This window comes from Salmonella sp. 32020114201800008SM (genome assembly GCF_017572025.1).
GTDB classification, from domain to species: domain Bacteria; phylum Pseudomonadota; class Gammaproteobacteria; order Enterobacterales; family Enterobacteriaceae; genus Salmonella; species Salmonella enterica.
Genome location: NZ_JAGEQM010000002.1, coordinates 633,639 through 659,817, shown reverse-complemented (window position 1 = coordinate 659,817; position 26,179 = coordinate 633,639). Strand labels below are relative to the sequence as shown.

Annotated in this window: 22 protein-coding genes; 9 read left to right on the top strand and 13 right to left on the bottom strand. The window is 54.6% G+C overall.

The features are described 5' to 3' along the window. Window positions 1-103: 103 nt before the first annotated feature. The 13 genes from stfH to hrpB all read right to left on the bottom strand — a co-directional run bounded on the left by stfH (window position 104) and on the right by hrpB (window position 18,854). The gene (gene stfH, locus J4613_RS09100) at window positions 104-943 is read right to left on the bottom strand and encodes a fimbrial adhesin StfH (protein WP_001669135.1); all 840 of its coding nucleotides are present in this window, start codon (window positions 941-943) and stop codon (window positions 104-106) included. After that, complete coding sequence (locus J4613_RS09095; protein ID WP_001129315.1) at window positions 943-1,473, bottom strand: fimbrial protein; 531 nt, start codon at window positions 1,471-1,473, stop codon at window positions 943-945. Before J4613_RS09095 ends, stfH begins: the two co-directional genes overlap by 1 nt. After that, window positions 1,473-1,949, bottom strand: coding sequence for a fimbrial minor subunit StfF (stfF, locus tag J4613_RS09090; protein ID WP_000725074.1), 477 nt, complete (start codon window positions 1,947-1,949; stop codon window positions 1,473-1,475). Before stfF ends, J4613_RS09095 begins: the two co-directional genes overlap by 1 nt. After that, window positions 1,946-2,458 (bottom strand): fimbrial protein, encoded by a 513-nt coding sequence (locus J4613_RS09085; RefSeq protein WP_001250313.1) that lies wholly within the window; start codon window positions 2,456-2,458, stop codon window positions 1,946-1,948. Before J4613_RS09085 ends, stfF begins: the two co-directional genes overlap by 4 nt. An 18-nt stretch (window positions 2,459-2,476) precedes the next feature. Then, entirely contained in the window at window positions 2,477-3,229 is a 753-nt protein-coding gene (stfD, locus tag J4613_RS09080) for a fimbrial chaperone StfD (RefSeq protein ID WP_000982726.1), read from the bottom strand. A 17-nt stretch (window positions 3,230-3,246) separates the two neighbouring features. Further along, window positions 3,247-5,904, bottom strand: coding sequence for a fimbrial biogenesis outer membrane usher protein (locus J4613_RS09075; RefSeq protein WP_111742452.1), 2,658 nt, complete (start codon window positions 5,902-5,904; stop codon window positions 3,247-3,249). Window positions 5,905-5,989: 85 nt separating this feature from the next. Beyond that, window positions 5,990-6,550, bottom strand: coding sequence for a fimbrial major subunit StfA (gene stfA / locus J4613_RS09070; RefSeq protein WP_001090554.1), 561 nt, complete (start codon window positions 6,548-6,550; stop codon window positions 5,990-5,992). Window positions 6,551-7,489: 939 nt separating this feature from the next. Continuing rightward, window positions 7,490-9,529, bottom strand: coding sequence for a Fe(3+)-hydroxamate ABC transporter permease FhuB (gene fhuB, locus J4613_RS09065; RefSeq protein WP_111742453.1), 2,040 nt, complete (start codon window positions 9,527-9,529; stop codon window positions 7,490-7,492). A gap of 14 nt (window positions 9,530-9,543) precedes the next feature. Further along, on the bottom strand, window positions 9,544-10,434 hold the full coding sequence (gene fhuD, locus J4613_RS09060) for a Fe(3+)-hydroxamate ABC transporter substrate-binding protein FhuD (protein ID WP_111742454.1): 891 nt from the start codon (window positions 10,432-10,434) through the stop codon (window positions 9,544-9,546). Then, complete coding sequence (fhuC, locus tag J4613_RS09055) at window positions 10,434-11,231, bottom strand: Fe3+-hydroxamate ABC transporter ATP-binding protein FhuC (RefSeq protein WP_001157197.1); 798 nt, start codon at window positions 11,229-11,231, stop codon at window positions 10,434-10,436. The genes fhuD and fhuC overlap by 1 nt, the downstream gene beginning before the upstream one ends. Before the next feature lie 48 nt (window positions 11,232-11,279). Beyond that, window positions 11,280-13,469 carry a ferrichrome porin FhuA gene (gene fhuA / locus J4613_RS09050; protein WP_111742455.1) on the bottom strand — a complete coding sequence of 730 codons (2,190 nt, stop codon included), beginning with the start codon at window positions 13,467-13,469 and terminating at the stop codon, window positions 11,280-11,282. 292 nt (window positions 13,470-13,761) lie between these two features. Then, window positions 13,762-16,284 (bottom strand): bifunctional glycosyl transferase/transpeptidase, encoded by a 2,523-nt coding sequence (mrcB, locus tag J4613_RS09045; RefSeq protein ID WP_000918127.1) that lies wholly within the window; start codon window positions 16,282-16,284, stop codon window positions 13,762-13,764. A 140-nt stretch (window positions 16,285-16,424) separates the two neighbouring features. Further along, window positions 16,425-18,854, bottom strand: coding sequence for an ATP-dependent helicase HrpB (gene hrpB, locus J4613_RS09040; RefSeq protein WP_198871415.1), 2,430 nt, complete (start codon window positions 18,852-18,854; stop codon window positions 16,425-16,427). A 72-nt stretch (window positions 18,855-18,926) separates the two neighbouring features. On the opposite strand from hrpB, the gene thpR reads away from it, so the two are divergent. The 9 genes from thpR to panD all read left to right on the top strand — a co-directional run bounded on the left by thpR (window position 18,927) and on the right by panD (window position 26,177). Continuing rightward, window positions 18,927-19,457 carry an RNA 2',3'-cyclic phosphodiesterase gene (thpR, locus tag J4613_RS09035; protein WP_080169564.1) on the top strand — a complete coding sequence of 177 codons (531 nt, stop codon included), beginning with the start codon at window positions 18,927-18,929 and terminating at the stop codon, window positions 19,455-19,457. Window positions 19,458-19,473: 16 nt separating this feature from the next. Beyond that, window positions 19,474-20,178, top strand: a complete 705-nt coding sequence (gene sfsA, locus J4613_RS09030) for a DNA/RNA nuclease SfsA (protein ID WP_000899412.1) — start codon at window positions 19,474-19,476, stop codon at window positions 20,176-20,178. A gap of 176 nt (window positions 20,179-20,354) precedes the next feature. Next, window positions 20,355-20,810 (top strand): RNA polymerase-binding protein DksA, encoded by a 456-nt coding sequence (gene dksA, locus J4613_RS09025; protein ID WP_001155232.1) that lies wholly within the window; start codon window positions 20,355-20,357, stop codon window positions 20,808-20,810. A 68-nt stretch (window positions 20,811-20,878) separates the two neighbouring features. Next, entirely contained in the window at window positions 20,879-21,775 is an 897-nt protein-coding gene (gene gluQRS / locus J4613_RS09020; protein WP_001667835.1) for a tRNA glutamyl-Q(34) synthetase GluQRS, read from the top strand. 161 nt (window positions 21,776-21,936) lie between these two features. Continuing rightward, entirely contained in the window at window positions 21,937-23,334 is a 1,398-nt protein-coding gene (gene pcnB, locus J4613_RS09015) for a polynucleotide adenylyltransferase PcnB (protein ID WP_125540466.1), read from the top strand. Beyond that, on the top strand, window positions 23,331-23,810 hold the full coding sequence (folK, locus tag J4613_RS09010) for a 2-amino-4-hydroxy-6-hydroxymethyldihydropteridine diphosphokinase (RefSeq protein WP_000150773.1): 480 nt from the start codon (window positions 23,331-23,333) through the stop codon (window positions 23,808-23,810). Before pcnB ends, folK begins: the two co-directional genes overlap by 4 nt. Window positions 23,811-23,930: 120 nt before the next feature. Beyond that, a complete protein-coding gene (panB, locus tag J4613_RS09005; protein ID WP_000805487.1) occupies window positions 23,931-24,722 on the top strand; it encodes a 3-methyl-2-oxobutanoate hydroxymethyltransferase in 792 nt (263 codons plus the stop codon). Window positions 24,723-24,847: 125 nt separating this feature from the next. Next, window positions 24,848-25,702, top strand: coding sequence for a pantoate--beta-alanine ligase (gene panC, locus J4613_RS09000; protein WP_000905347.1), 855 nt, complete (start codon window positions 24,848-24,850; stop codon window positions 25,700-25,702). A 94-nt stretch (window positions 25,703-25,796) separates the two neighbouring features. Then, a complete protein-coding gene (panD, locus tag J4613_RS08995; protein WP_000621526.1) occupies window positions 25,797-26,177 on the top strand; it encodes an aspartate 1-decarboxylase in 381 nt (126 codons plus the stop codon). Window positions 26,178-26,179 lie beyond the last annotated feature (2 nt).

The following is a 26,179-nucleotide window of genomic DNA, read 5'->3' as shown; positions in this document are numbered from 1 at the left end:
AACGTCCAGAAACAACGTAGGCCGGGTAAGGCGAAGCCGCCACCCGGCTTTTTTTTGGTTCATACCAGGTTAGCGTGAATCTTCGCCAAACACCCAGCCCCCCCTAAAGCTCATCAATAATATACTGGAAGCTACAGGTCGACGTGAACTGCCCGGAGCCAATGTTGCGGGTGTTCACCGCTACATTAATGTCATGAAGCTCAACATCGGTTATCGGATGATCAACGGCGCTGGTCGTGACGCTCGACTGGTCGCAGCCCAGCACATTGAGCGTAATACCCGATGAGACAAAACGGCAATAAGCGCCACGGTTGTCAAATTTGCTGCCATCGCACAGTTTCCCCCCCTCCATCAAATAGGTATGTAACGTGCGATTCACCGTGCCACCAGTGGCATCAAGCATGAGGGTTGTTTTCTGTTTCGAAACGTTCGCATCCCAGGAGATATCAAAAGTATCAACGGGAACTTTCGGGCAAACTGAGCTGCGCGTATCCGGCGGGGAATACGTTTCGTTAGTGATAAAAGCGGTAGCAACGATATGGCTCGACGCCAGCCAGGGGCAACCATAATCATCGCTTTGTACCGTAATCTCCAGGGTAAAAGAACCACACCCCCTCCAGTTCGAGGGAAGATTCTTGCACGCAGATCGCGAAACAGTGTTATCAAAATCCTTCAATACAACCTTCGGCGCAGGTTCTGGCCCAGACCAGGAGTCTGCGGTTAGCGTTTCTCCTTTACGATGTCCCGAAAGGTTCCAGGAGCCATAGTACACCCCCTCCGGAGTCGCTATCGTCACCTCCGCCACAATAGATTTGTCGCTATTAGGGCCAATACCATAATACATCGTGGTGCTTGAAAACGTCGCTTTCAGCATGGGTCCCGCCGCTATTGAACGGCAACAAACGACCGCCAACAGTAAAAATAAAATCTGTATGCTTCTCATCATAAATACTCAAAGGTAACTAGTGCGCTTGCGAAGAACGTTCCCGGAACCAGGTCCTCGCCAGGAAGGCGTTGTACCCAGGCATTCAGGTTTAGCGCGTTATTCCCCGTCACCAGCGTGAATATCGCACCCTCTTTATCGTTCATGCCCACGGGAACGCCGGATAGCGTTTCAATACCAATCCCGATCCCAAAAGCACCTGAATGGCTATCGATGGCCAGGATACCGCGCATTCCGGTCGCTTCGGTTCCAGTGAAAGTCACCTGCACCCCGTTACTCAGCGCCGAATCGCAATCCGTGAGTTCAAACACCAAAGGCTTACGAGCAGACTGGCCGTCGGGAGTGAAATCAGAACTGTCAAGCGACGAAAAATCGACTTCGGCAATCCCCGTCCCCTGCATCGTGAGCGTGCAAGGACTGGCCACCAGGCTACCGGAAAAATGCAGGTTATCTGCCGCTGAGACCGGCAATATCAGCGCCCCACAGAGGATGCAGGCCGCGCCGTGTAATAACGCCTGTCTTTTAGCCATTACTGATAATCCACCTGTAATGTTGCCGTCGCATCGAAGCCGCCTTCTTTCAGCGAAGCACCGCTCTTTTTAACCGGTATGGCTTTCAGAACAGGTATCGATTGTTCATTCACCGTAATGGTGGACCCCAACGTAAAGGGTTGGTCGTTCTGCCTGAGTTCAATCCCCAGCCCCGCCACGCTGGTGTTTACCGCCGCCGGATTAAAATCACTCACGGAACCGCTTAGCGTCAGGGTCATCGCCATCGTCTCATCGCGCACCGTTGAATCACAGGTGATCTCATACGGAACATTCTGCGCATAACGCGTACCATCTATTTTATTAATCAGCAGGTTACCGAACTCAACGTCGATCGTCTGATCATTGTTAATCGTACAATTCGGCGGTGAAATTAATGTGCCGTGAAACTTAAGATTATCGGCTGCCTGTGCGGCAAGGCTGCCCCCCATTAACATCGTCAAAACTATTTTTTTCATTGGTAATCCACCACCAACGTGGCGCCTGCGTTAAACGCGCCACCTGTTAACGTTACGCCATTATTTTTGACGGGAATCGCCTCGATGGCCGGACCGCTGCCACCGCTGTATTGAAATGACAACCATTGCGTATTGCCGGGTGAAATCAGCGCGCCATCCGTGGCGGTTTGCAGACGGATCCCCAATCCATCGACATCGGTTTGCAATACCGACTCGCCATTGATAGTCACCGCATTCCCCTGAATCTGTAACTTCAGGTAATCGCTCACTCTGCCGTTACAGCTCAGGCGATAGCCCACCGCCTGCCGGTAATTCACCCCATCCACTTTCGTCGTCAACACATTGCCAAATTCCACCTCACCGCCGGTCACAGTACAGGGCGGCGCGGCATTAACGACTATCGTCAGCGTCATGTTGACCGTCTTACTTCCCGCTGCCAGCGGCATACTGACCGCACTCAGCATGGCCGCACACGTTACCGTGCCCAGCCGTAACCGCCATTGCCTCATCTTGCGTCTCCTTGTCGGTTACGACTTTCTGCTTTTTGCTTCATCTACCGCACAACTGTTGTCAGTACAGTTAAAAATCAGCGGTAACCGCGCGCCATAATCGTTGACGTAAGTCAGCACAGGCGAGTGACCTAATTCACTGGCGTCCCCTCCCAGCGTCACGTTGCTTTTTGGTGCAATCACTAAAGGGCTAAAGCCTCTGGCTGGTGTGCCGTCCATGCGGTTGCTGGCGTTGCTTAACACCACGTAGTAACCGGTCGGATTGCTCACCTGATAGCCATTGCCCTGACGCTGAAGGGTGATCTTGTATTGCCAGGGATGCTGCATATCGATTTTCGATAGCGCCTGCGGGCGGTAAAAAACTTTGATGCGCGTTTGCAGGGCGATTTGCAGCGTATTGGGCTTGTCGCTTTGCGGCGGAATTTCGCGCACGTTGTAATAAAAAAGGGTTTCCCGATCCTGGGGGAGCGACGCCAGCGCCGGCATCCCCTGAATTTTGACCTGTCCGATTGCCGACGGCTCAATGCGCTGGACCGGTGGGACGACGATTAAAGGCGAGGTGATTTTGACGCCCTTCTCATCTTCCACCCAGGACTGCGCCAGATAGGGCAGTTTGCTGTTGGCGTTTTTCAGATCGACGCTTATCGATTTATCTTCGCCGCGAAATACCAGGCGGGTGCGATCGGGCGCGATGGCGGCTTGAGCGCTACCGTAGCCGCCCAGCAAAAGCAGCAAAACAGCGGCCAGGTTATAACGTTTTAATGGCATCATGAATGCGGTTTCCTGAATCAATGTGTTGGATAACGAGAAGAGAGCGCTTCGGGTTGCGTTGAAGACGTCCGCCGCTGCGTATGAAGCTGGAGTAATGGTTTCTCTTCGGGCTGCGTTGCCTCAGGTGATGAAGCGTCGCCGATGCACGGCAGCAGCAGGCCGCTAAACAGATCGCCCGGCAGCGGATCGGGCAACGCCGCTTCACACTGCGTTTTACCTTCCCATGTCACCTGCAACCGCTCGCCGGGATTAATGCCGATCAGATAAACGCTGCCGTCTTCACCTACGATCCCTAACTGTTGCTGGCGACTGTTGTAAACCTCTGCACCGAAGGGCGGCGTGCCGCCATCGCGCAGGCGGATACTGGCCATGGCTTTTTTACCGCTGAGCACCTCCATGCGGCGATAACCGATCGCCCCTTCCGTCAGGGTCGCCTGAGCGATGGAGAGAGTTGCTTCCGCGTCTTCCGGCAACTGGGTAATGTCGATTTTCACCAGGTTGCGGTAGTAGTCGTTGACGTCGACAATGACGGCTTTACCAAACGCGTTGGTATATACCGGCGTGCTGTAGCCGGAGATGGGTACGTTCGCTTCATCGCCGACATCCACCAGCAGCCGCGAGCCGCCGTTGACGCTGGTGCGGTGCAACGCCCCGCCTTTAGCAGTCAGCGTCGCGCCGCCCTGGATGTTCAGTCCGCCGGAGGTATAGTCGCCTTCCTGATAGTTCGCACTGACGTCAATGTCGGCATAGCTCGCTTGATGACGGTAGTAGCCGTCGAGAGTCGCACCGTTATCCGCGCGACCAGCGTTGATCCGGTAGTTATTGCGATCGTCAATGCGCTCGTAATAGCCGACCTGATTGCTGTTGTTGTCATCGCTAAAGGAGCCGTTGTAGCTCAGCGTGCGGTTGTTGCCCCACGGAATACTGAGCGAGACGTACACGCCGTCATCACGCTCATTGTCATATTCGTTGCGAAAACCGTTCACCGACAGACTGATCCCGCGCACCTCACCGACATCGAAATAGTGCGACAGCGTCAGGTTATAGCTGTCCTGGTTAGGTTGATTCCAGTAGGTGCGATGGGTGTAGTTGATATAGGCGTTGACGTTTATTGCCGAAAAGTTCTGGCTGTACGTCAGGGTATACATCTCTTTATCGTGGCCGGTGCGCTGACGATCGTTATCGTCATTATGCGTATCGATAAACTCGTCCATCGTCATGTAGTTTTCTTCGGAAAAGCGATAACCAGCAAACGTCAGACGGCTGTCTATATCATCAAAATCTTTAGCGTAGCTGGCACGGAACGAGTTACCCTGAATGGTGCCGTCGCCGTAGGCGCTACCCTCTGGCAGCGTCGCACGGGAATGGGTGACATCGACGGAAAACGCGCCCAGCAGCGCCAGATCGCGCCCCAGTCCTAACGCCAGCGCCTGATAATCCTGCTCACCGATGGCACCGCCGTACAGCGACCAGCCGTTAGCGATCCCCCAGGAGGCTTCGGCTGAAGTGAAAAAGCCGCCTTCCATATTGTGATCCCAGTCCTGCGGTCGCCCGGCTGCCAACTTGTAGCGCACCTGGCCGGGACGGGTCAGAAACGGAATGGAGGCGGTGCTGACGTCATATTCCTGCACCTGACCGCTTTGTTCTTCAATTTTGACGTGTAGATCGCCGGATACCGTTTCATTAATATCCTGAATGCGAAACGGCCCTGCCGGAACCTGCGACTCATAAATCACCCGCCCGCGCTGGGTCACGGTGACTTTGGCGTTGGTGCGCGCCACGCCTGATATATCCGGGGCGTAGCCGCGCAGATTAGGCGGTAACATCTGATCGTCGGTGATAAGGCTGCCGCCAACATAGTTAAAGCCATCGAAAATATCGGATTCCAGCGATCCTTCGCCCAGCGTTAGCTGCGCCCGGAGCTGCGGGATCGCCCGCCAGGCGTAATAGCGGTTCCAGTCCCAGTTCTGTTCGGAACTGGAGCCAAAGTTGTCTTTATCTTCGCTGTCATTTTCGTGACGATAGTTAGCCTGCCAGTCCGCGCGCAAACGCCACGCGCCGAGGTTGGCACCCACCGTGCCGTTGCCGCTGATGTCATATTCATCGCCGTCATCATGTTCAGCATGTCGCCACTGGCTGTTAACGTTGTAGTCAAATAACACGCCGGGAATCCCTTCATCCCAGCGGGAAGGTGGATCCCACTCTTCATCGCTGTATTCCAGATACGCCTGCGGAATAATCACCGTCAGCGTTGACTGGCTTAAATCCGTTTGGGTTTCCATCCCTTCCAGTTGATCTGGTTGCAGACACTGACCGGCATTTATCCAGATCATTTTATCTGCTATTTCAGGTTTTAACCCCAGCAGCGATACCAGTTCAGGCGATAAACAGGGATAGGTGTTATCAGGATCGTTATTATCAACGGAATACGTAATAACATTATCCTGGGCAATTTGACTCTGATTGACCAGCACCTGGAGATGATAGCTCCCCGGCATAATGTAGCCTTTACGGGAAAAACGGGAGAGATCCAGGCTGGCATCATCTTTAACATCAAGAAATCGGGTATTAAATTGAATGGGCGCTTCCGCATAGCTATTTTCCGGACCGACAGCCAGAACAATACCCACCACGGCCGCAAGCGTGCTCAGACGAAATTTTTTATAGTGAGCCATCAGACAATCTATCCCTGAAATATATAATCTATTTTTTTACTTTAAGCATTATCCTGCGGCAGACTGCCGCAGGATGATATTTCACTTACAGATAGCTGATCGTGAAGTTTACGGTGCTGCTGAATTCGCCGGTATCGATAGTGGTGGCAGCGGAATCGCCTTTCACCCAGGCTTTGAAGTTAAGAGTCTGTTTCGCCGCCGCAACGCTGCCGTTCATCGTCAGATTTTCGCTGTAAGCGTCGCCCAATTTGATCGCGGAACCCAGGTGGTTGCCGATGACAATGCTGGAACCCGCCATTTCGCCGCCGCCGATACGCATCAGCGCAACGCTACCCGGATTAGCGCTGGATTCGTTACCGATGGCAGAGAAAACGGTAGACGCTTCTTTCTCAGTGGTGAATGCGCAGTTTTCCAGACCGATATGGAAATCGACTTTTGAAGATTCTTTACCGCCCATCAGAGAACCGGTACCGATATGGCCCAGGTTAACGGTCTGGTGTTCGTCGCCAACCACAATTGAACACGGTGAATCTTCAATAGTACCGGTAAAAGTCACCGTACCAGTATTACTGCCCGCAGCATTGGCAAAGCTGGAAACACCCATAACCAGTGCGGCAGCAACCGCAGCTTTTACTGCTGTATTCATTTTTCATCCTTATTAAAAGTTGGTGAGTATTTTTACGCTATTCACACGGAGTTATACTCAATACCCCATGTTTATATTAGTAGATATATATTATATGACGAGTTATGAAATTGCCGATGCAACATTCAAAAGAAGCAAACAACACGTTAATAAATAACATCCCTTAGGCGCGGTGAAGTATTTTCCATTAAAAACCCAAAGACAAGTGTTTTTTATTTAAAGGATTATCAGAATTAAATAATAAATATTTTTACCGTTCAAAAAACAAACAAAGCAAGCAAGACGGGAGAGCCAAAAAAGCAATAAACATGTCAAAATGAATAAAAAAAGATCAGAATTACAGTACTGAATATATAGCAATGACGCGTAACATTTATTTTTGGTATAAATTTCATTAAAAAAAACAAAAAATGCTAAATTACATTTTTTTTGTTTACTCGTGGCAATTAATTTATTTTAATAGAGTTGTTTTTTATTACTTCGATAAAAAAATAATATTTTATTATCGAAGTTTTATAATGAAAATTTATTATTAAATTAAAATTGATTTACGAGATGCATTAAAGATGCGGCATCCACATCTTAATATTTAAAAAGGCTTAATACCGAAACCGGTAATTCTTATTATTGAATAGATCATGCCGCAATTTATCATCAACGTTTCGGGCCTGGATATGTTGAAATTAGTCACCCTGTTCAGAAGACAGCAGCGCGCCACTGAAATAGCACATGACTTATCGATACAGAAATAACACCTGCTTCTTGCTGAAAATAAAAGCAGAATTCCCTCGATAAAACGTGACAGGACAGCTCTCGCACCTGATAGCGTTCAGCTATTTTTAGGTCTACAAAATATTGCCACAACATATTGATATTGTGTAATTTGTAGGTCGGGTTGAGCATGGCTGCCACCCGACATAAATGTGGCACAGCCTTTTTTTACCGGCTCTGTTTACGTAGCAAATAGATAAAATACGGCGCGCCAATAAAGCTTGAAAGCAGTCCCGCCGGGATCTGATACGGAAATAGCGCCATCCTGCCGCACCAGTCGGCAAAGACCAGTAAAACGCCCCCTGCCAGCGCCGAGATGACCATATGCGGCATCGTCCGGCGAAAACCGAGCATCCGCGCAATATGCGGCGCCATCAGTCCAACGAAACTCAGCGGCCCAATGGTCATCGTCGCGGTTGCTGTCAAACAAGCCGCCAGCGCCAGCAGCGCGATACGCGACGGCGTAAGCGCCATGCCCACCGCGCGCGCAGCATCGCCGCCCAGAGGCAAAATCGTTAACCAGCGGCGACACAACGGCACAAGTGCCAGCAAAATCACCATCACGATCGCGGTTCGCGTAACCTGCCCGCCAGTGGCGTTATAGGTAGATCCTGAGAGCCAGGTCAATACTTCCGCCATCCGCGGGTCGCCGCTCGCCTGGAGCATCATTAGCAGCATGGTAAACGCGGTGCTGAGCGCCATCCCCGCCAGCAACATCCGTTGCGGCGAGAAACCGCCGCGCCCGGCGGCTATCATAATAATCAGCAGTGTCGCCGCCGCGCCCAGGCTTCCGGCAGGCAGTAGCCAACCGAAGGCATTCCCCGGCACCAAAAACAGCATCAACACCACGCCAAACGCGGCTCCGGAACTGATCCCCAGCACTTCCGGGCTGGCCATTGGATTACCGGTCAGACGCTGAATAATGCAGCCCGCCACCGCCAGCATGACGCCCGCCATTAACGCCGCCAGTATCCGCGGCCAGCGCCACGGCATCAGTTCTTCAAGCAGCGTTCCGCTCGCCCACGTCCAGCCGTGCGCGTCGCGACCAAAAGAGAGGGCGACCCATGTTGCCAGCAGCAGGAGCGCGCCACCGGCAACGGCAAAAGCAAGAACGTGCCGACGTTCCGCTGCCACACGATCGCTGGCGTTCATATCCGGCGCGCTAATGCTTTTAAGCCGCGGCAGCAGACACAGGAGCAGCGGCGCGCCGATTAACGCCGTCACTGACCCGGTGGAAACCTCCATCCATACGCGGGTGAGCCAAAGGATAATCTGATCGGATAGCCACAAAATAAGCGCCCCAATGAGCGGCGCCAGCATCAGGCGCGCCAGCAGACGTCTTGCGCCAAGCATTTTCGCCAGCAGCGGCGCAAACAGGCCGATAAAACCGATAATGCCCACCGCGTTGACCAGCAGAGCGCTCAACACAATCGCCAGCGACAGCGCCGCCAGACGCGCTAACGACAGCGCCAGACCCAGATTACGCGCAACGCCGTCATCCAGCCCCATCAGCGTCATCGGGCGTAACAACAATAACGTGAGCATCACACCGCCCAGCAACTGCGGCCACAGACGCTGCACGCCGCTCCAGTCGGTTTGCGTTAGCGTTCCTGTGCTCCATAAAAACATGCTTTGCAACTGATCGTGGTGGAAAATCACCAGTAACTGGTTGATTGCGCCACAGTAAAGGCTGACCACCAGCCCGGCGAGGATCAGGGTCACTGGCGACAGGCGTTTGCCCCACGCCACGCCAAACACCAGCGCGCCGACGATGCAGGCTCCCGTCAGGGCGGCAAACTGCGTCGCCAGCGCGCCGGGAATCGCCCATAGCGTAGTCACCGTGATCCCCAATTGCGCGCCGGTCGCCACGCCCAGCGTGGTCGGTTCCGCCAGCGGGTTACGCAATACTTGCTGGAACAGGACGCCTACCAGCCCAAGCCCCGCGCCCACCAGCAGCGAAATCGCCAGTCTTGGCAGCAGGCTGTAATGAAAAATCATCTGCTCAATGATGTCGATATCCGGTGACCAGATAGCCTGTTGCCACTGGCTGCGCGGTAGCGCAACGGAGAAGTTAACCCATGTCAGCCAGCAGGCGGCAACAAACAGCGCCAATAACAGCAACGCCGGATGGCGGCTTCGCCTTATCCGGCCTACAAAGCGCCCGAACCGTAGGTCGGATAAGACGCTTTTCGCGCCGCCATCCGGCATTTCACGTTTTCTGCTCACGCTTTGCCTCCCAACACGTTATTCAGGATGCGGACAAAGTGCATCGTGGAGAGGGTCGCGCCATAGAACCAAACGGCGGGCACCCGGTGAAAGCGCCCGGCGCGGACAAACGGCATGGCCTGCCACAGCGGCGTTGCCATCAGCGCGTTCATATCGGTGTTATTCCCGTGATCGAAGCAGATCACATCCGCTTCTTTATACATCGCCAGCCGATCGATGCTAACCGCCGTACTGCCCCAAAAGTTGGTTTCACCCTGCCAGGCATTGACAATGCCATACTCGTCCAGCACCTCCTGGAACAGGCAATTCGGGCCGAGCACCAGCATATGCCGCGGATCGATAAGCGTCGTCATCAGTAACGGACGCCCCCCGCGGCGGATAAAATGCGGCTTCTGGCTGGCGATGAAGCGATCGTATTGCGCCAGATGTTTTTCTGCCGCAGCTTCCAGATTCAGCGTCTGCGCCAGTTCAACCAGCGAGCGTCGGGCCACCGCCAGCGGCTTTTTGCCGTCGCTAAAATCGAACCCGCGCCCCGGCGCGATCCGCGCCAGTTTCTCCGGCGAGGGGCCGTACCCTGCCGACCAGACCATAAACGACGGCTTCATCTCCGTCAGTAGTTCGAGATTGGGTTCAGTGCGAAGACCCACATCAATCACCGAATCCGGCAACGGCGGTTCGCTAACCCACAGCTTATAATTTGGCACATCCGCCACGCCATACGGCGTAACACCGAGCGCCAGCAGCAGCTCAACCGGCAGCCACTCCAGCGCCACAATCCGGCGGGGATCGCTAGCGGCAGCCTGCGCCGTATTCATTTGCCACAGCAGCGGCGAGAGCGCCATCGCCGTTAATAAACGGCGGCGAGTAAGAGGATATAAATCACGCATTAATACACAAAACTCACAGGTGCGGCGCCCGCCGGATGCGGAAGGATACCCATCGGGATACCGTAAATCTGTTCCAGCGTGTCACTGCGCATCAGTTCCGCAGGCGTTCCTTGCGCAATCATTTCACCGCCGCGTAGCGCGACTAAATAATCACAGTAGCGGGCCGCCATGTTGATATCGTGCAGCACCGCAACCACCGTCAGCCCGCGCTGCTGGCTTAAACGATGCACCAGCGCCAGCACGTCCACCTGATGGGCGATATCCAGCGCTGACGTCGGCTCATCCAGCAGCAGACAACGGCTGTCCTGCGCGACCAGCATGGCAATCCACGCGCGCTGGCGCTCGCCGCCGGAAAGACTGTCTACCAGACGATGCGCCAGCGGTTTTAAGCCGACCAGCGTAATCGCCTCGTCTACTTTTTCCCGGTCCGCGACGCCAAAGCGTCCCAGCGCGCCGTGCCACGGATAGCGGCCAATCGCCACCAGTTCGCGCACCGTCATTCCTTCCGCCTGTGGCAATTGTTGAGGCAGATAGGCAACTTTGCGGGCAAACGCCTTGCTGCTCCAGCTCGCCAGCGGCTGATTGTCGAGCAGAATATCCCCTTCGGAAGGCAGCTGATGGCGGCCCAGCATTTTTAACAGCGTGGATTTACCGGAACCATTATGACCGATAAGTCCGGTGACGCGACCTGCGGGAAACGTTAACGAGAGAGGGTGTAAAAGCGTGCGGCCCGGCACACGAAAGGCGACGCTTCGCAGCGCAAAGGTGGTATCGGAATGAATGTGGTTTTCCTGCATCGCAGCCAACTTGTAAAACGGGCACGGCAAGCCGTGCCCAAAAAGAAATTAGAAACGGAAGGTTGCCGTTGCAACGACCTGACGTTCTGCGCCCCAGAAACAGCCGTACGTCTGGAAGCAGCTGGCGACGTATTCGCGGTCGAGCAGATTATTAACGTTAACCGCAATGCTGGAGCCCGCCATACCAAAACGCGCCAGATCGTACTTGACGACCGCATCCATCACCGCTGCGCTGCCTACCTTGAAGCTATTAGCCGGATCGCCGTAACTGGAACCAATAAAACGACCGCCTGTTCCCAGCGTTAAACCTGACAACGGACCTTCGTTGAAGGTGTAATCGCCCCACAACGACGCCATGTGTTCAGGCACCTGCTCTGGCGTATTCCCTTTCAGATTAGTGTCTTTCGTGTATTCAGCATCAGTATAAGTGTAAGACGCCGTCATATTGATGTTAGCCGTCAATGCTGCTTTGGCTTCCAGCTCTACACCTCGCGCACGAATTTCGCCTGCCGGCACCTGCGCTAATGGGTTGGTTGGATCGGCGGTCAGGTTATTGGTTTTGGTCAGCTGATAAACGGCACCCGTAACAACAACCGGCATGTCTTTCGGTACATATTTCACCCCTGCTTCATATTGCTCGCCTTTTGACGGCTTGTAAGAAACGCGTGGGGTGCTCCACAAATCGAAGGCGCTTGGCTCGAAAGATTGGCTATAGCTGAAGTAAGGTGAAATTCCATTATCGAATACGTAGTTTACGCCACCGCGCCAGGTGAACTGGTGGTCATTACGTTCAATATATCCTTCTGTCGGCGTAGTGGAATTCTGACGCACCGTTGTCGCTTGTTTAGACCAGTCATAGCGGCCGCCGAGAGTAAATACCCACTTATTCCATTCCGCCTGATCCTGAACATAGAGGCCTGTTTGTTTACTTTCGTTCATCTGGTACGGCTCAGCGCCGCCGAAAGCAAAGTATTCAGGATGGTAATTGTTGTAGAGATCGATTGACGGCGCGCTACCAAACGTCGCGTTAATATCATTACGCATACGCATGAAATCGACACCCGTCAGCAACGTATGATCAATATCGCCGGTCGCGAATTTACTTTCCAGTTGTGTATCTACGCTGAAATTCTGTAAACGCTCGTTGTCAACGATAGTACCGCGGTTAAGCGTATGTCCGTCCGCCGCAATCCCCGTGCCATAGACGCTTTTTTGCGCGGTTTTCATTTCGACAAAACGTAAATTCTGGCGCACGGTAAAGGTGTCGTTGAAGCCATGCTCGAAACTGTATCCCACCATTTTCTCGTTACGAGAATAGGTGTTGTTTGACGCCCCTTCATTAAAATCTGTTGGCAAGCGTTTACCATTCGGTAACGGTTCAACCGTTCCTTCTTTCGGCAGCCAGCCGTAGTAGCCGGTCTCTGGTTCGTTCTGGAAATAAGAAAGGAACGTAAAATTCGTTTTCTCATCCGGACGCCAGGTAAAAGAGGGCGCAATCGCATAGCGCTGCGACTCAGAACCCTTTTGCTGCTCATTTGTCGAACGCGCCAGTCCCGTCAGACGATATGAGAACTCACCGTTGTCATCCAGGGAATCACTAAAATCAAAACCGGTCTGGAACAAATTGTCCGTTCCCATTTTGAATTGAATTTCTTTCAGCGGCTCAGTAGTCGGCCGCTTGCTAACCATCGAAATGATACCGCCCGGGTTGCTCTTACCGTAGAGGACGGACGTTGGGCCACGCATCAACTCAACACGCTCAAGCATGTAGGGATCAATAACCGCATCGTTGTAGAAGTTACCCTGCAATTTCAGGCCATCCAGATAGTTATTCTGGCTCAGGCCGACGGAAGAGAAGCCACGGATAATCACGAAGTCATAGGTATTGGAAGCGCCGCGACTGCTTACCGTTACGCCCGGCGTGTAACCCAACGCTTCTTTTACTGACTGGAATTGATGCATCTGCATCTCTTCGTTAGTGACCACCGAAACCGACTGTGGCGTTTTTTCGATAGGTGTATCAGTTTTGGTGGTAGTGGCGGAACGCTTCGCGGCGATGGTCGGAGCCGGTCCCCAGGCACTTTCCTGCGCGGCAGGCGCTGCGGTTACGGTAATGGTTTCTTCTTTCGGTTGAACCGCCGCCTGTGCATAGACAGACATGCCGCTAACCGCTGTGGCTACTACAACTGCGATTTTACGCAGTGAGGAGTTTGGCTGAGCAGTTTTAAGACGCGCCATTGGTATATCTCTGATGAAAGTGAATGATAACGTAAACGATAATTATTATTATAACCGCAGCATGATAGGCGAAATATCGTCGCAATGGCAAGCGATACGCGGCCCTACGAAAACTAAGGGGTTAAGAAATAACCAGATGAAAAGGAAGGGTTAATAAATTAGACTGAAATGTTATTTATAGGGGATTTGCCGGATGGCGACGTAAGTGCCTTATTCGGCCTACGTCGCACATAATGGGGTCGTAACGGTGTAGACCGGGTAAGCACAGCGCCACCCGGTACTATTACCGTGATTAATTGCCGCCGAACATCTCCTTAATCCAGCCGGCAACGCCGTCGCTCTTCTCTTCTTTCGGCGGCTGTTGCTGCGCAGGCTGCTGCGGCTGAGACGACTGATCGAACGGATTGCCTGACGGCTGCTGTTGCTGCTGCATCATCTCGCCCTGCTGGCACAGCGTATTTGGATCGTCCGTCCAGACCGGCAGAGTGCGCATACCGCCGCTACAGACAAAATTACCGTCGTAATCAACGCCCATATCCACCACATCTTCCGGCGGCGTCAGAACTAAAGGCGTCGGCGTCTGGTTCGCCAGATAGCGCTGGTAAATCGCCATCGCGCCGCTGGCGCCGTACAATTTCGTTGGCTGGTTGTTATCACGGCCTACCCAGGTGATAGTCACCTGGCTGCCGTCGATACCGGCAAACCAGGTATCGACATTGTTGTTTGTCGTCCCGGTTTTACCCGCCAGATGCAGACCCGGATATTTCGCGCCAAGCTGACGCCCCGTACCACGCTGGACGACCTGCTGCATTGTCCAGAGCGTCAGGTAAGCCGCCTGTGCCGGTACGGCGCGTTCAGCTTGCGGATAACTTTGGTACAGCACTTTACCATCTTCCGCAATAACCGAACGCAGCGCTGATAACGGCGCGCGATTTCCGCCGCTGGCGATAGTCTGGAACGCTTGCGCCACTTCGATCGGCGTCAGGTTCAGCGCCCCTAACAGCATCGCCGGAACCGGATTGAGCTGATCTTTCGGCACGCCGAGCTTCGTCCAGGTATCGGTTACCGCCGGTAAACCTAACGCCATCCCCAGATTGACCGTCGGTACGTTCATTGAGCGAGTTAACGCATCCACCAGCATCACTTTCCCGCTTTCGCTGTAGCGACGATCGTCGTTCTGCGGCGACCAGACCTGACCATTCGGCTGGCGCAGAGAAATCGGCGCATCGGCAATCCAGGTGTTCAGACGGTATAAGTTCGGCTGACTTAACGCGGTCAGATAGGTCGCCGGTTTCGCCAGCGACCCGATGGAACGGCGCGCCTGCATGGCACGGTTATAGCCGGCATACTGCGGCTCCGCCCCGCCAACCATCGCGCGCACCTCGCCGCTAAAGCGATCCACCACCACCATCGCGGTTTCCAGATCGCTCAATTTACGCTGCTTCTTCAACGCCGGAATACCTTCGACAACGGCTTTTTCTGCGGCATCCTGCGCCACGGAGTCAAAGGTGGTGAAGATCTTCACGCCGGAGAGATCTTTAATTTTATCCCCCAGCTTCGCCTGCAGTTCCTGACGAACCATCTGCATAAACGCTGGCTGCGGTGAAATAACGCCGCCGCGCGGCTGTACGCCAAGCGGACGCGCGCTCAGCATGTCATAGAGTTCCTGATCGATGATTTTCTGCTGCTGTAACAGGCGTAACACCAGGTTACGACGCTCCAACGCCAGTTTCGGGTTACGCCACGGGTTATAAATCGACGCCCCTTTTACCATCCCCACCAGTAACGCCTGCTGATCGAGGCTCAGTTCCTCTACCGGACGGCCAAAGTAATACAGGCTCGCCAGCGGAAAACCGCGAATTTCATTGTCCCCGCTTTGACCGAGGTAGACCTCGTTCATGTACAGCTCAAGAATACGATCTTTACTGTAACGGGCATCCATGATCAGCGCCATGTAGGCTTCATTCGCTTTACGCCAGTATGATCTTTCGCTGGAGAGGAACAGGTTCTTCACCAGCTGCTGGGTCAGCGTACTGGCCCCCTGCACCGTGCGTCCCGCCGTCAGGTTGGCCAGCACCGCACGCCCGATAGAGTAAAGACTAATGCCATCATGCTCATAGAAATGACGGTCTTCCGTCGCCAACAGCGTATCGACCAGCAGATCCGGGAAACCGCTGCGCGGGACGAATAAACGCTGCTCGCCATTTGGCGAAGAAAGCATGGTGATAAGCCGCGGATCGAGACGGAAGAAGCCAAACTGGCGGTTGTTATCCAGATTGACGATGGTTTCCAGACGCCCGTCACTGAACGTCAGCCGCGCGCGCACCTGCCCTTCTTTGCTGTCCGGGAAGTCAAACGGACGACGGATCATCTCAATGCTATTGGCCTGCACGGTAAATTCGCCGGGACGGGTCATCTTCGTCACCAGACGATACTGCGTCGCTTCCAGCAATTTCACCATCTCGTTTTTGCTGACAGGCATGTCTGGCTCAAGGTTCACCATCCGGCCATATACCGCCGCCGGAAGCTGCCAGACCTTGCCATCGATACGGCTGCGGATTTTTTGATCCAGATAGACGCCGTAAATGGCGAACAGCACCACAAAAACGATAAACAGTTTTAGCAATAGCCACAGCCAGCCGCGCTTGCCACGAGGCTTACGCCCTTTGCCCTTACCTTTACGCGGCATCGGTTCTTCATCCTCATAGTCATCATCATAATCGTCGTCATGCTGCCGACGACGGCTCACCTTTTGTTTCACAGGACGTGACGGTTTCCCCTTACGTCCAATCGGCTCGCGGTCATTCCCCGCCATGCTTTTTCTCCGCAACATACAGGCGCAAAGGCCCGATTCTCTATTCTCCCGCCAGACGACAGAAGAAGAAATCTCTCAATTTACCCTTTTGCCGGATGGCGATTAACGCCTTATCTGGCCTGGAGGCAACGTATAACACGTCACGAATACTTCTTCGTGCGCCGCGTTGGGGCCGTATTCGCCGGATCGTCCGGCCAGACATGTTTGGGGTAACGGCCCTTCATCTCTTTTTGCACTTCGCGATACGCCCCCTGCCAGAAAGCGCTTAAATCGCGCGTAATCTGTAGCGGTCGCTGCGCTGGCGAAAGCAGTTCCAGCACCAGCGGCACGCGGCCCTGAGCGATGGTTGGGGTCTTCGCTTCGCCAAACATTTCCTGCATTCTGACCGCCAGCGCGGGCGGGTTATCTTCATGATAACGAATCGTTATTCGGCTTCCCGTCGGCACAGTGTAATGCCCAGGCAGTTCACTATCCAGACGTTGCAGCATGGCATAGTCAAGCAGTCCCCGTAACGCCTGAGTCACATTCAGAGATTTCAGACTCCGTAACGACTGTACGCCTGTCATGTGCGGCAGCAACCAATTTTCCAGAGTCGCCAGCAGCGACGCCTCATCCACGGCAGGCCAGTCATATTCCGGCAGCCATTTCGCCGCACAGTGCAGACGCAGACGGAACTGCTCCGCTTCCGGCGTCCAGTTAAGGACGGACAGACCTTTATCGCGGATGCCGTTCAGCATCGCCTGATGAAGCTCCTCTTCAGACGGCTTCGCCAGTGGCTGAACGCTAACCGTCAACTGTCCAATACGCATTCTGCGCCATGCTTTCAACGTTCCCTGCGCCTCGTCCCATTCAACCGTGTCGGACTGGCGCAGTAAATCAGGACACGCCTGAATCAGCGAGGCAATATCCAGCGGCTGCGCCAACAATATTCGGGCGTCCGGCGAGGCGCTACCTTGCAGTAACAGCGGCGCGATCAGCCATTCATGACGTCCCAACGCGTCATCCGCATCTAACATCGCGCCCATACCATTGGCTAACTGATAGCGCCCTTCCTGACCACGACGCCGCGCGATGCGGTCGCTAAACGCTCTGGCCAACAGCGGCATAATAAGCGCGCTATCCGGCTCGCCATTACGCACCTGCAGCCGTTTTAAAAGCTGCTGGCTACGCTGCTGCCAGCCCGGCTGCCGCCGCGAAAATAGCCCGCTTAAATCCGTACCGCCGCCGCGCGGCGGGTCCTCAAGGATGGCCGCGAGCATGGCGGCGGTGGCGGCGCTGTCGCCCTCGTCGGCGTTGACTAACATCGCCGCCAGGCGCGGATCGTTACCCATTGCCGCCATTTTCCGGCCCCGCGCGCTTAACCGCTCGCCCTCCAGCGCGCCTAACATCAATAATAAACGGCGGGCGGCCTGAAGATTCACCTCCGGCGGCCTGTCCAGCCAGAAAAGCGATGTCGGATCGTGACATCCCCACTGCAACACCTCCATCAACAAACCGGAGAGGTCGCTGTGTAAGATTTCCGGATCGCTTTGCGCCGCCGCCCGCTCCGCCTGTTCTTTGGCCAGCAGATGTAAACAGATTCCCGGCGCCAGTCGTCCGGCGCGCCCCGCGCGCTGCGTCATTGATGCCTGACTGATACGCTGCGTAACCAGCCGCGTCAGTCCCGTTCGCGCGTCGAATCGCGCCACGCGCTCCTGAGCGCTATCGACGACCAGACGAATCCCTTCAATCGTCAAACTGGTTTCGGCAATGTTAGTCGCCAACACCACTTTACGCATCCCGGCGGGGGCGGGAACAATCGCTTTGCGTTGCGCTTCCAGAGACAATGCGCCATACAGCGGACAAAGCAGGACATCGCTCCCTACCCGCGACGCCAGATGTTCATGAACGCGCTGTATTTCGCCTACGCCGGGTAAAAATAGCAGCAGCGAACCGTTTTCATTGCGCAGCAGTTCCGCTGTCGCCATCGCGACGGCTTCATCAAAACGCAAATGCGCCGCGAGCGGCTGATAACGTCGCTCCACGGGAAACGCGCGCCCCTCCGAGACGATCGTCGGCGCATCAGGCAGTCGCTGACAAAGCCTGTCGTTATCCAGCGTCGCTGACATGATTAACAGCCTGAGATCGTCACGGAGCCCTTGCTGGATATCCAGCAACAGCGCCAACGCTAAATCCGCCTGTAAACTGCGCTCATGAAATTCATCCAGTATCACCAGCCCCACGCCGCGTAATTCGGGATCGCGCTGAATCATTCTAGTCAATACGCCTTCGGTCACCACTTCCAGCCGGGTACGCGGCCCCACGCAGCTTTGCGCGCGCATCCGGTAACCTACCGTTTCGCCAGGCTTTTCATTCAACGCTTCCGCCAGACGCTGCGCGACATTACGCGCCGCCAGACGACGCGGTTCAAGCAGAAGGATTTTTCCAGCAACCGGCCCCTGTTGCAGGAGTTGCAACGACAACCAGGTGGATTTCCCCGCCCCGGTAGGCGCGGACAACAAAACCTGCGGCGCGGTTTTTAGGGCTGTCAACAATTCAGGCAATACGGCGGCAACGGGCAATGACGTCACAAACGGCTCCACGGGGTTAACTTTCTTTGCGCCGCATTGTAGCATCGTGTTAATCCATAACCGAGTATCCCTATGTCTGAGCCAAAACGGCTGTTTTTTGCTATTGACTTACCCGACGACGCGCGCGCGCAAATCATCGCCTGGCGCGCCGCCCATTTTGCGTCTGAAGACGGACGCCCCGTGGCAGCGGCGAACCTACATCTGACGCTGGCCTTTTTAGGCGACGTCAGTAACGATAAGCAGCGCGCGCTTGTGCAACTGGCCGGACGAATTCGCCAGCCGGGCTTTACGCTACATCTGGATGACGCCGGTCAGTGGCTGCGTTCGCGCGTAGTGTGGCTGGGGATGCGCCAGCCGCCGCGCGGGTTGTTGCAGTTGGCTAATATGCTGCGCGCGCAGGCCGCCCGCAGCGGTTGTTACCAAAGCCCGCAGCCTTTTCACCCGCATATTACGCTGCTGCGCGACGCCAGCCATACGGTGGCTATCCCGCCGCCGGGCTTTTGCTGGTCATTTCCGGTCACATCGTTTGCGCTTTACGCCTCTTCGTATGGGCAAGGCCGTACCCGCTATGCCGAGCTGCAGCGCTGGACGCTGAGCGAATAATAATCAAGGAATGTCGATGCTATTCTCACCCCCTTTACAACGCGCTACGTTGATTCAGCGCTATAAACGTTTTTTAGCTGATGTGATCACCCCTGACGGTACGACGCTTACGCTGCACTGTCCTAATACCGGCGCGATGACCGGCTGCGCCACGCCTGGCGATACCGTCTGGTATTCGACATCAGAAAATACTAAACGCAAATATCCGCATACCTGGGAATTGACTGAAACGCAATCCGGCGCATTCATTTGCGTGAATACGCTGCGGGCGAACCAGCTAACGAAAGAAGCAATTCAGGAGAATCGCCTGCCGGCGCTGGCGGGGTACAATATTCTGAAAAGTGAAGTCAAATATGGCGCCGAGCGCAGCCGTATAGATTTTATGTTACAGGCAGATTTCCGCCCGGACTGCTATATTGAAGTGAAATCGGTCACGTTAGCGGAAAAAGAAAACGGTTATTTTCCCGACGCCATCACCGAACGAGGGCAAAAACATCTTCGGGAATTGATGGGCGTTGCGGCGGCAGGTCATCGCGCAGTGGTGGTGTTCGCGGTGCTGCACTCCGCCATTACACGTTTTTCACCCGCACGTCATATCGATATAAAATACGCGCAGCTATTGAGCGAGGCTCAGAATAAAGGCGTGGAAGTTTTAGCTTATAAAGCAGAACTTTCAGCCCAAAAAATGGAACTGAACGAACCAGTACCCATAACGTTGTAGTGGAATAACAGCCTGATTATTAAGTATTCTGGCCGCGTGCGTAAATACGCTTTTCCTCACAGGGTTGTCAAGTGTTACGTTTAGATAATTGCTATCCGGAAAAGCATCTGCTATTTATAGCGACCTGATTTTCCCCCGAACATGGGGATCGATAGTGCGTGTTAAGGAGAAGCAACATGCAAGAAGGGCAAAACCGTAAAACATCGTCCCTGAGTATTCTCGCCATCGCTGGGGTGGAGCCGTACCAGGAGAAACCGGGCGAAGAGTATATGAACGAAGCCCAGCTATCGCACTTCAAGCGTATTCTTGAAGCATGGCGTAATCAACTCCGGGATGAAGTCGATCGCACTGTGACGCACATGCAGGACGAAGCCGCCAACTTCCCCGATCCGGTCGATCGCGCCGCGCAGGAAGAGGAGTTTAGCCTGGAGTTACGTAATCGTGACCGTGAGCGCAAACTGATCAAAAAGATCGAGAAGACGCTGAAGAAAGTGGAAGATGAAGACTTCGGTTATTGCGAGTCCTGCGGGGTGGAGATTGGTATCCGCCGCCTGGAAGCGCGTCCAACAGCCGATCTGTGCATCGACTGCAAAACGCTGGCTGAAATTCGCGAAAAACAGATGGCGGGTTAATCCCGTTCGTTTCTACCCTATTTATGACAGGCGGGAGTTTTCCCGCCTTATTCTTTATTGCCCGCAGCATGACTGACTCACACTATATTGGCCGTTTCGCGCCGTCGCCATCCGGCGAACTGCATTTCGGCTCGTTAATCGCCGCCCTCGGCAGCTATCTACAAGCCCGTGCGCAACGCGGAATTTGGCGCGTTCGCATCGAGGATATCGACCCCCCACGTGAAGTTCCCGGTGCCGCAGCGACCATTCTGCGCCAGCTGGAACATTACGGCCTGCACTGGGATGGCGAGGTCTTATGGCAATCACAGCGTCATGAGGCTTATCGCGAGGCGCTGGCCTGGCTTCACGAGCAGGGACTGAGCTACTACTGCACTTGCCCCCGCTCGCGCATTCAACGTCTGGGCGGTATTTACGACGGCCATTGCCGGACGTTATGCCACGGGCCGGAGAATGCCGCCGTCAGAATTAAACAGCAGCATCCAGTGATGCATTTCCATGATGCCTTGCGCGGCGATATCCAGGCTGACCCACAGCTGGCGAGCGAAGATTTTATTATCCACCGCCGCGACGGACTGTTTGCTTATAATCTGGCCGTGGTGGTCGACGATCATTTTCAGGGGGTGACGGAGATCGTCCGCGGCGCAGATTTAATCGAACCCACTGTCCGACAACTTTCTCTGTATAAACAGTTTGGCTGGCGTGCGCCAGGTTACGTGCACCTTCCGCTGGCGCTCAACGAACAAGGCGCTAAACTTTCCAAGCAAAATCATGCCCCTGCGCTTGCGACAGGCGATCCGCGCCCGGTACTGGTCCAGGCATTGCGCTTTTTAGGCCAACGCGACGTCGTAGCGTGGCAGGAGATGTCTGTTGAGGAGTTGCTGCGCTTTGCGGTGACGCACTGGAGGCTTACAGCCGTACCCACATCGGCTAATGTAAATCCGGCATTCTCAAATGCGTCTCGCTGAGCTATGATTAGCCGCTATTTTTGCTCATCGTCTTTCGCATTGCTGCGGCGTTAATGATGCTTACAGCCCAGGTCGCGTTGCTCTCTTACGCCCGTCTGCCGTAATGCGAAAGACATAGAGTAAGTTGATCTTATTAATGTATGACACTACCGAGGTGCGCTATTTTTACCCGAGTCGCTAATTTTTGCCGTAAGGTGTTAAGCCGCGAGGAGAGCGAGGCAGAACAAGCCGTCGCCCGTCCACATATGACGATTATCCCGCGTGAACAGCACGCTATCTCCCGCAAAGATATCAGTGAAAATGCCCTCAAGGTACTGTACAGGCTGAACAAAGCGGGCTATGAAGCCTACCTGGTCGGCGGCGGCGTCCGCGATCTCCTGCTCGGTAAAAAGCCGAAGGATTTCGACGTGACCACCAACGCAACACCGGATCAGGTACGGAAATTATTCCGCAATTGCCGTCTGGTGGGGCGTCGTTTCCGCCTGGCTCACGTGATGTTTGGCCCGGAAATTATCGAAGTGGCAACGTTTCGTGGTCATCATGAAGGCAGTGAAAGCGACCGTACGACCTCCCAGCGTGGGCAAAACGGTATGCTGCTGCGCGACAACATCTTCGGCTCTATCGAAGAAGATGCCCAGCGCCGCGATTTCACCATCAACAGCCTTTACTACAGCGTAGCGGATTTTACCGTGCGCGATTACGTCGGCGGGATGCAGGATCTGCAAGAAGGCGTGATTCGCCTGATCGGCAATCCGGAAACGCGCTACCGCGAAGATCCGGTTCGAATGCTGCGCGCCGTGCGTTTCGCTGCGAAGCTCAATATGCGTATCAGCCCTGAAACGGCTGAGCCAATCCCGCGTCTGGCAACCTTGCTAAACGACATTCCTCCCGCGCGCCTGTTCGAAGAGTCGCTGAAGCTGTTGCAGGCGGGGAACGGTTACGAAACCTATCAACAACTGCGGGAATACCACCTCTTCCAGCCGTTGTTTCCTACCATTACGCGTTATTTCACCGAAAACGGCGACAGCGCAATGGAACGCATCATTGCGCAGGTGTTGAAGAATACGGATAACCGCATCCGTAACGAGATGCGCGTTAACCCGGCATTTTTGTTTGCCGCCATGTTCTGGTATCCGCTGCTGGAGATGGCGCAAAAAATCGCTCAGGAGAGCGGCCTTGCCTATTACGATGCTTTCGCGCTGGCCATGAATGACGTGCTGGATGAAGCCTGCCGTTCACTGGCGATCCCGAAACGCCTTACCACGCTTACCCGTGATATTTGGCAGCTTCAGTTACGCATGTCGCGACGTCAGGGCAAACGCGCCTGGAAACTGATGGAACATCCCAAATTCCGCGCCGCGTTTGATTTGCTGGAGTTGCGCGCCCAAGTGGAAAATAATACTGAACTGCAACGTCTGGCGCAGTGGTGGGCCGAGTTTCAGGCTTCCGCGCCGCCGGAACAAAAAGGGATGCTCAACGAGCTGGACGACGATCCTGCTCCACGCCGCCGTCGTTCACGTCCGCGCAAACGCGCGCCGCGCCGCGAGGGCACCGTATGACGATCGCGTATATCGCGCTTGGCAGTAATCTGGCCTCTCCGCTGGAGCAGGTCAATGCCGCCCTGAAGGCTATCGCCGACATTCCCGATAGCCGTATCGTCGCGGTTTCTTCGTTTTACCGCACGCCGCCGCTTGGCCCACAGGATCAGCCCGATTACCTGAACGCTGCGGTGGCGCTGGATACCGCTCTCGCCCCCGAAGAATTGCTTAACCATACCCAGCGCATTGAGCTGCAACAGGGCCGGGTGCGCAAGGCCGAACGCTGGGGGCCGCGCACGCTGGATCTCGACATTATGCTGTTTGGCGATGAAGTCATTAACACCGACCGTCTGACCGTGCCGCACTACGACATGAAAAATCGCGGTTTTATGCTGTGGCCGTTATTCGAAATCGCTCCTGATCTGATCTTTCCGGATGGTATCAGCCTGCATCAGCATCTCACCCATCTTGGTGCTGCAAAACCCGCCCACTGGTAAAACATCGCCTCCCCTTTAGCGTTTACTGCTTTAGCGCCAAACGATTGCTTAAATCAATTGCCCCCCTGAATATGACTGTTAGAATGCCGGGAAATATAACTTTTACCATCAGGAAACGTTATGAAACCCACCACCATTTCACTGCTGCAGAAATGCAAGCAAGAGAAAAAACGCTTCGCGACAATTACCGCCTACGACTACAGCTTCGCTAAGTTATTTGCCGACGAAGGTATCAATGTGATGCTGGTTGGCGACTCTCTGGGCATGACAATTCAGGGGCACGACTCCACCCTGCCGGTCACCGTGGAAGATATCGCCTACCACACCCGCGCGGTACGCCGCGGCGCGCCCAACTGTCTATTGCTCTCCGACCTGCCGTTTATGGCTTACGCCACCCCGGAACAGGCATGTGAAAACGCGGCTATCGTGATGCGTGCGGGGGCCAATATGGTCAAAATTGAAGGCGGCGCCTGGCTGGTTGATACGGTGAAAATGCTCACCGAACGTGCCGTGCCGGTTTGTGGTCATCTGGGGTTAACGCCCCAGTCGGTGAATATCTTCGGCGGCTATAAAATTCAGGGCCGTGGAGATGCAGGACAAGTGCTGCTGGATGACGCGCTGGCTTTAGAAGCCGCTGGCGCTCAACTGCTGGTGCTGGAATGCGTGCCGGTTGAGCTGGCGAAGCGCGTCACGGAAGCGCTGTCGATTCCGGTGATCGGCATCGGCGCGGGCAACGTCACCGACGGTCAGATCCTGGTGATGCACGATGCGTTTGGCATCACCGGCGGCCATATTCCCAAATTCGCGAAAAATTTCCTTGCTGAAGCAGGCGACATGCGCGCCGCCGTACAGCAGTATATGGCTGAAGTGGAGTCCGGCGTTTATCCGGGCGAAGAACACAGCTTTCACTAATTTTTCTGACCGTGCCGGATGGCGACGCGACGCGTCTTATCCGGCCTACAGATCCTCAACGGATGTAGGCCTGATAAGCGCAGCGCCATCGGGCAGGATCATCAAGCAACTCAAGGAGTTTTGTTGTGCTAATCATTGAAACCCTGCCGCTGCTGCGCCAGCATATTCGTCGTCTGCGTCAGGAAGGTAAACGCGTCGCACTGGTTCCCACCATGGGCAACCTGCACGACGGCCATATGAAGCTGGTCGATGAGGCAAAAGCCCGGGCTGATGTGGTGATCGTCAGCATTTTCGTCAATCCGATGCAGTTTGATCGGCCGGACGATCTGGTGCGTTATCCGCGCACGCTGCAGGAAGATTGTGAAAAGCTGAACAAACGCAAAGTCGATTATGTCTTTGCGCCAGCCGTTGAGGAAATCTACCCACAGGGGCTGGAAGGCCAGACGTACGTTGATGTTCCCGGCCTCTCCACCATGCTGGAAGGCGCCAGCCGTCCGGGCCACTTCCGCGGCGTCTCGACTATCGTCAGCAAGCTGTTCAACCTGATCCAGCCGGATATCGCCTGCTTTGGCGAGAAGGATTTCCAGCAACTGGCGCTGATCCGCAAAATGGTGGCGGATATGAGTTATGACATTGAGATCGTCGGCGTGCCGATTATTCGCGCTAAAGACGGTCTGGCGCTCAGCTCACGTAACGCTTATCTGACCGCAGAGCAGCGCAAAATTGCGCCGGGTCTATACAACGTGATGAATAGCATCGCTGAAAAACTGATTGCGGGTAATCGTGAGCTGCAAGAGATTATTGCCATTGCCGAACAGGAACTGAATGAAAAAGGCTTCCGTGCCGACGACATTCAAATCCGTGATGCCGACACGCTGCTGGAGCTGACGGAAACCAGCAAACGCGCAGTGATTCTGGCTGCCGCCTGGCTGGGTCAGGCGCGTCTGATCGATAATCAAAGCGTTACATTAGCCCAGTAGACAGGGGTTAAAAATCGGGCAATACTGCCTGAGAATTTCCAAAGCAGGCCACAAGCGCCTGCTTAGCCAAGGTAAACGACAGGGTAAAGAAGTTATGATTCGCACCATGCTGCAAGGCAAGCTCCACCGCGTAAAAGTCACGCAGGCGGACCTGCACTACGAAGGTTCTTGTGCCATTGACCAGGATTTCCTTGATGCCTCCGGTATTCTGGAAAACGAAGCGATTGATATCTGGAACGTAACCAATGGGAAACGTTTCTCAACCTATGCGATTGCGGCTGAACGCGGCTCCAGAATCATCTCGGTGAACGGTGCGGCGGCGCACTGCGCTGAAGTTGGCGACATTGTGATTATCGCCAGCTTCGTCACCATGTCTGATGAAGAAGCGCGTACATGGCGTCCGAAAGTGGCCTATTTTGAAGGCGACAACGAAATGAAGCGCACCGCGAAAGCTATTCCGGTACAGGTTGCCTGATA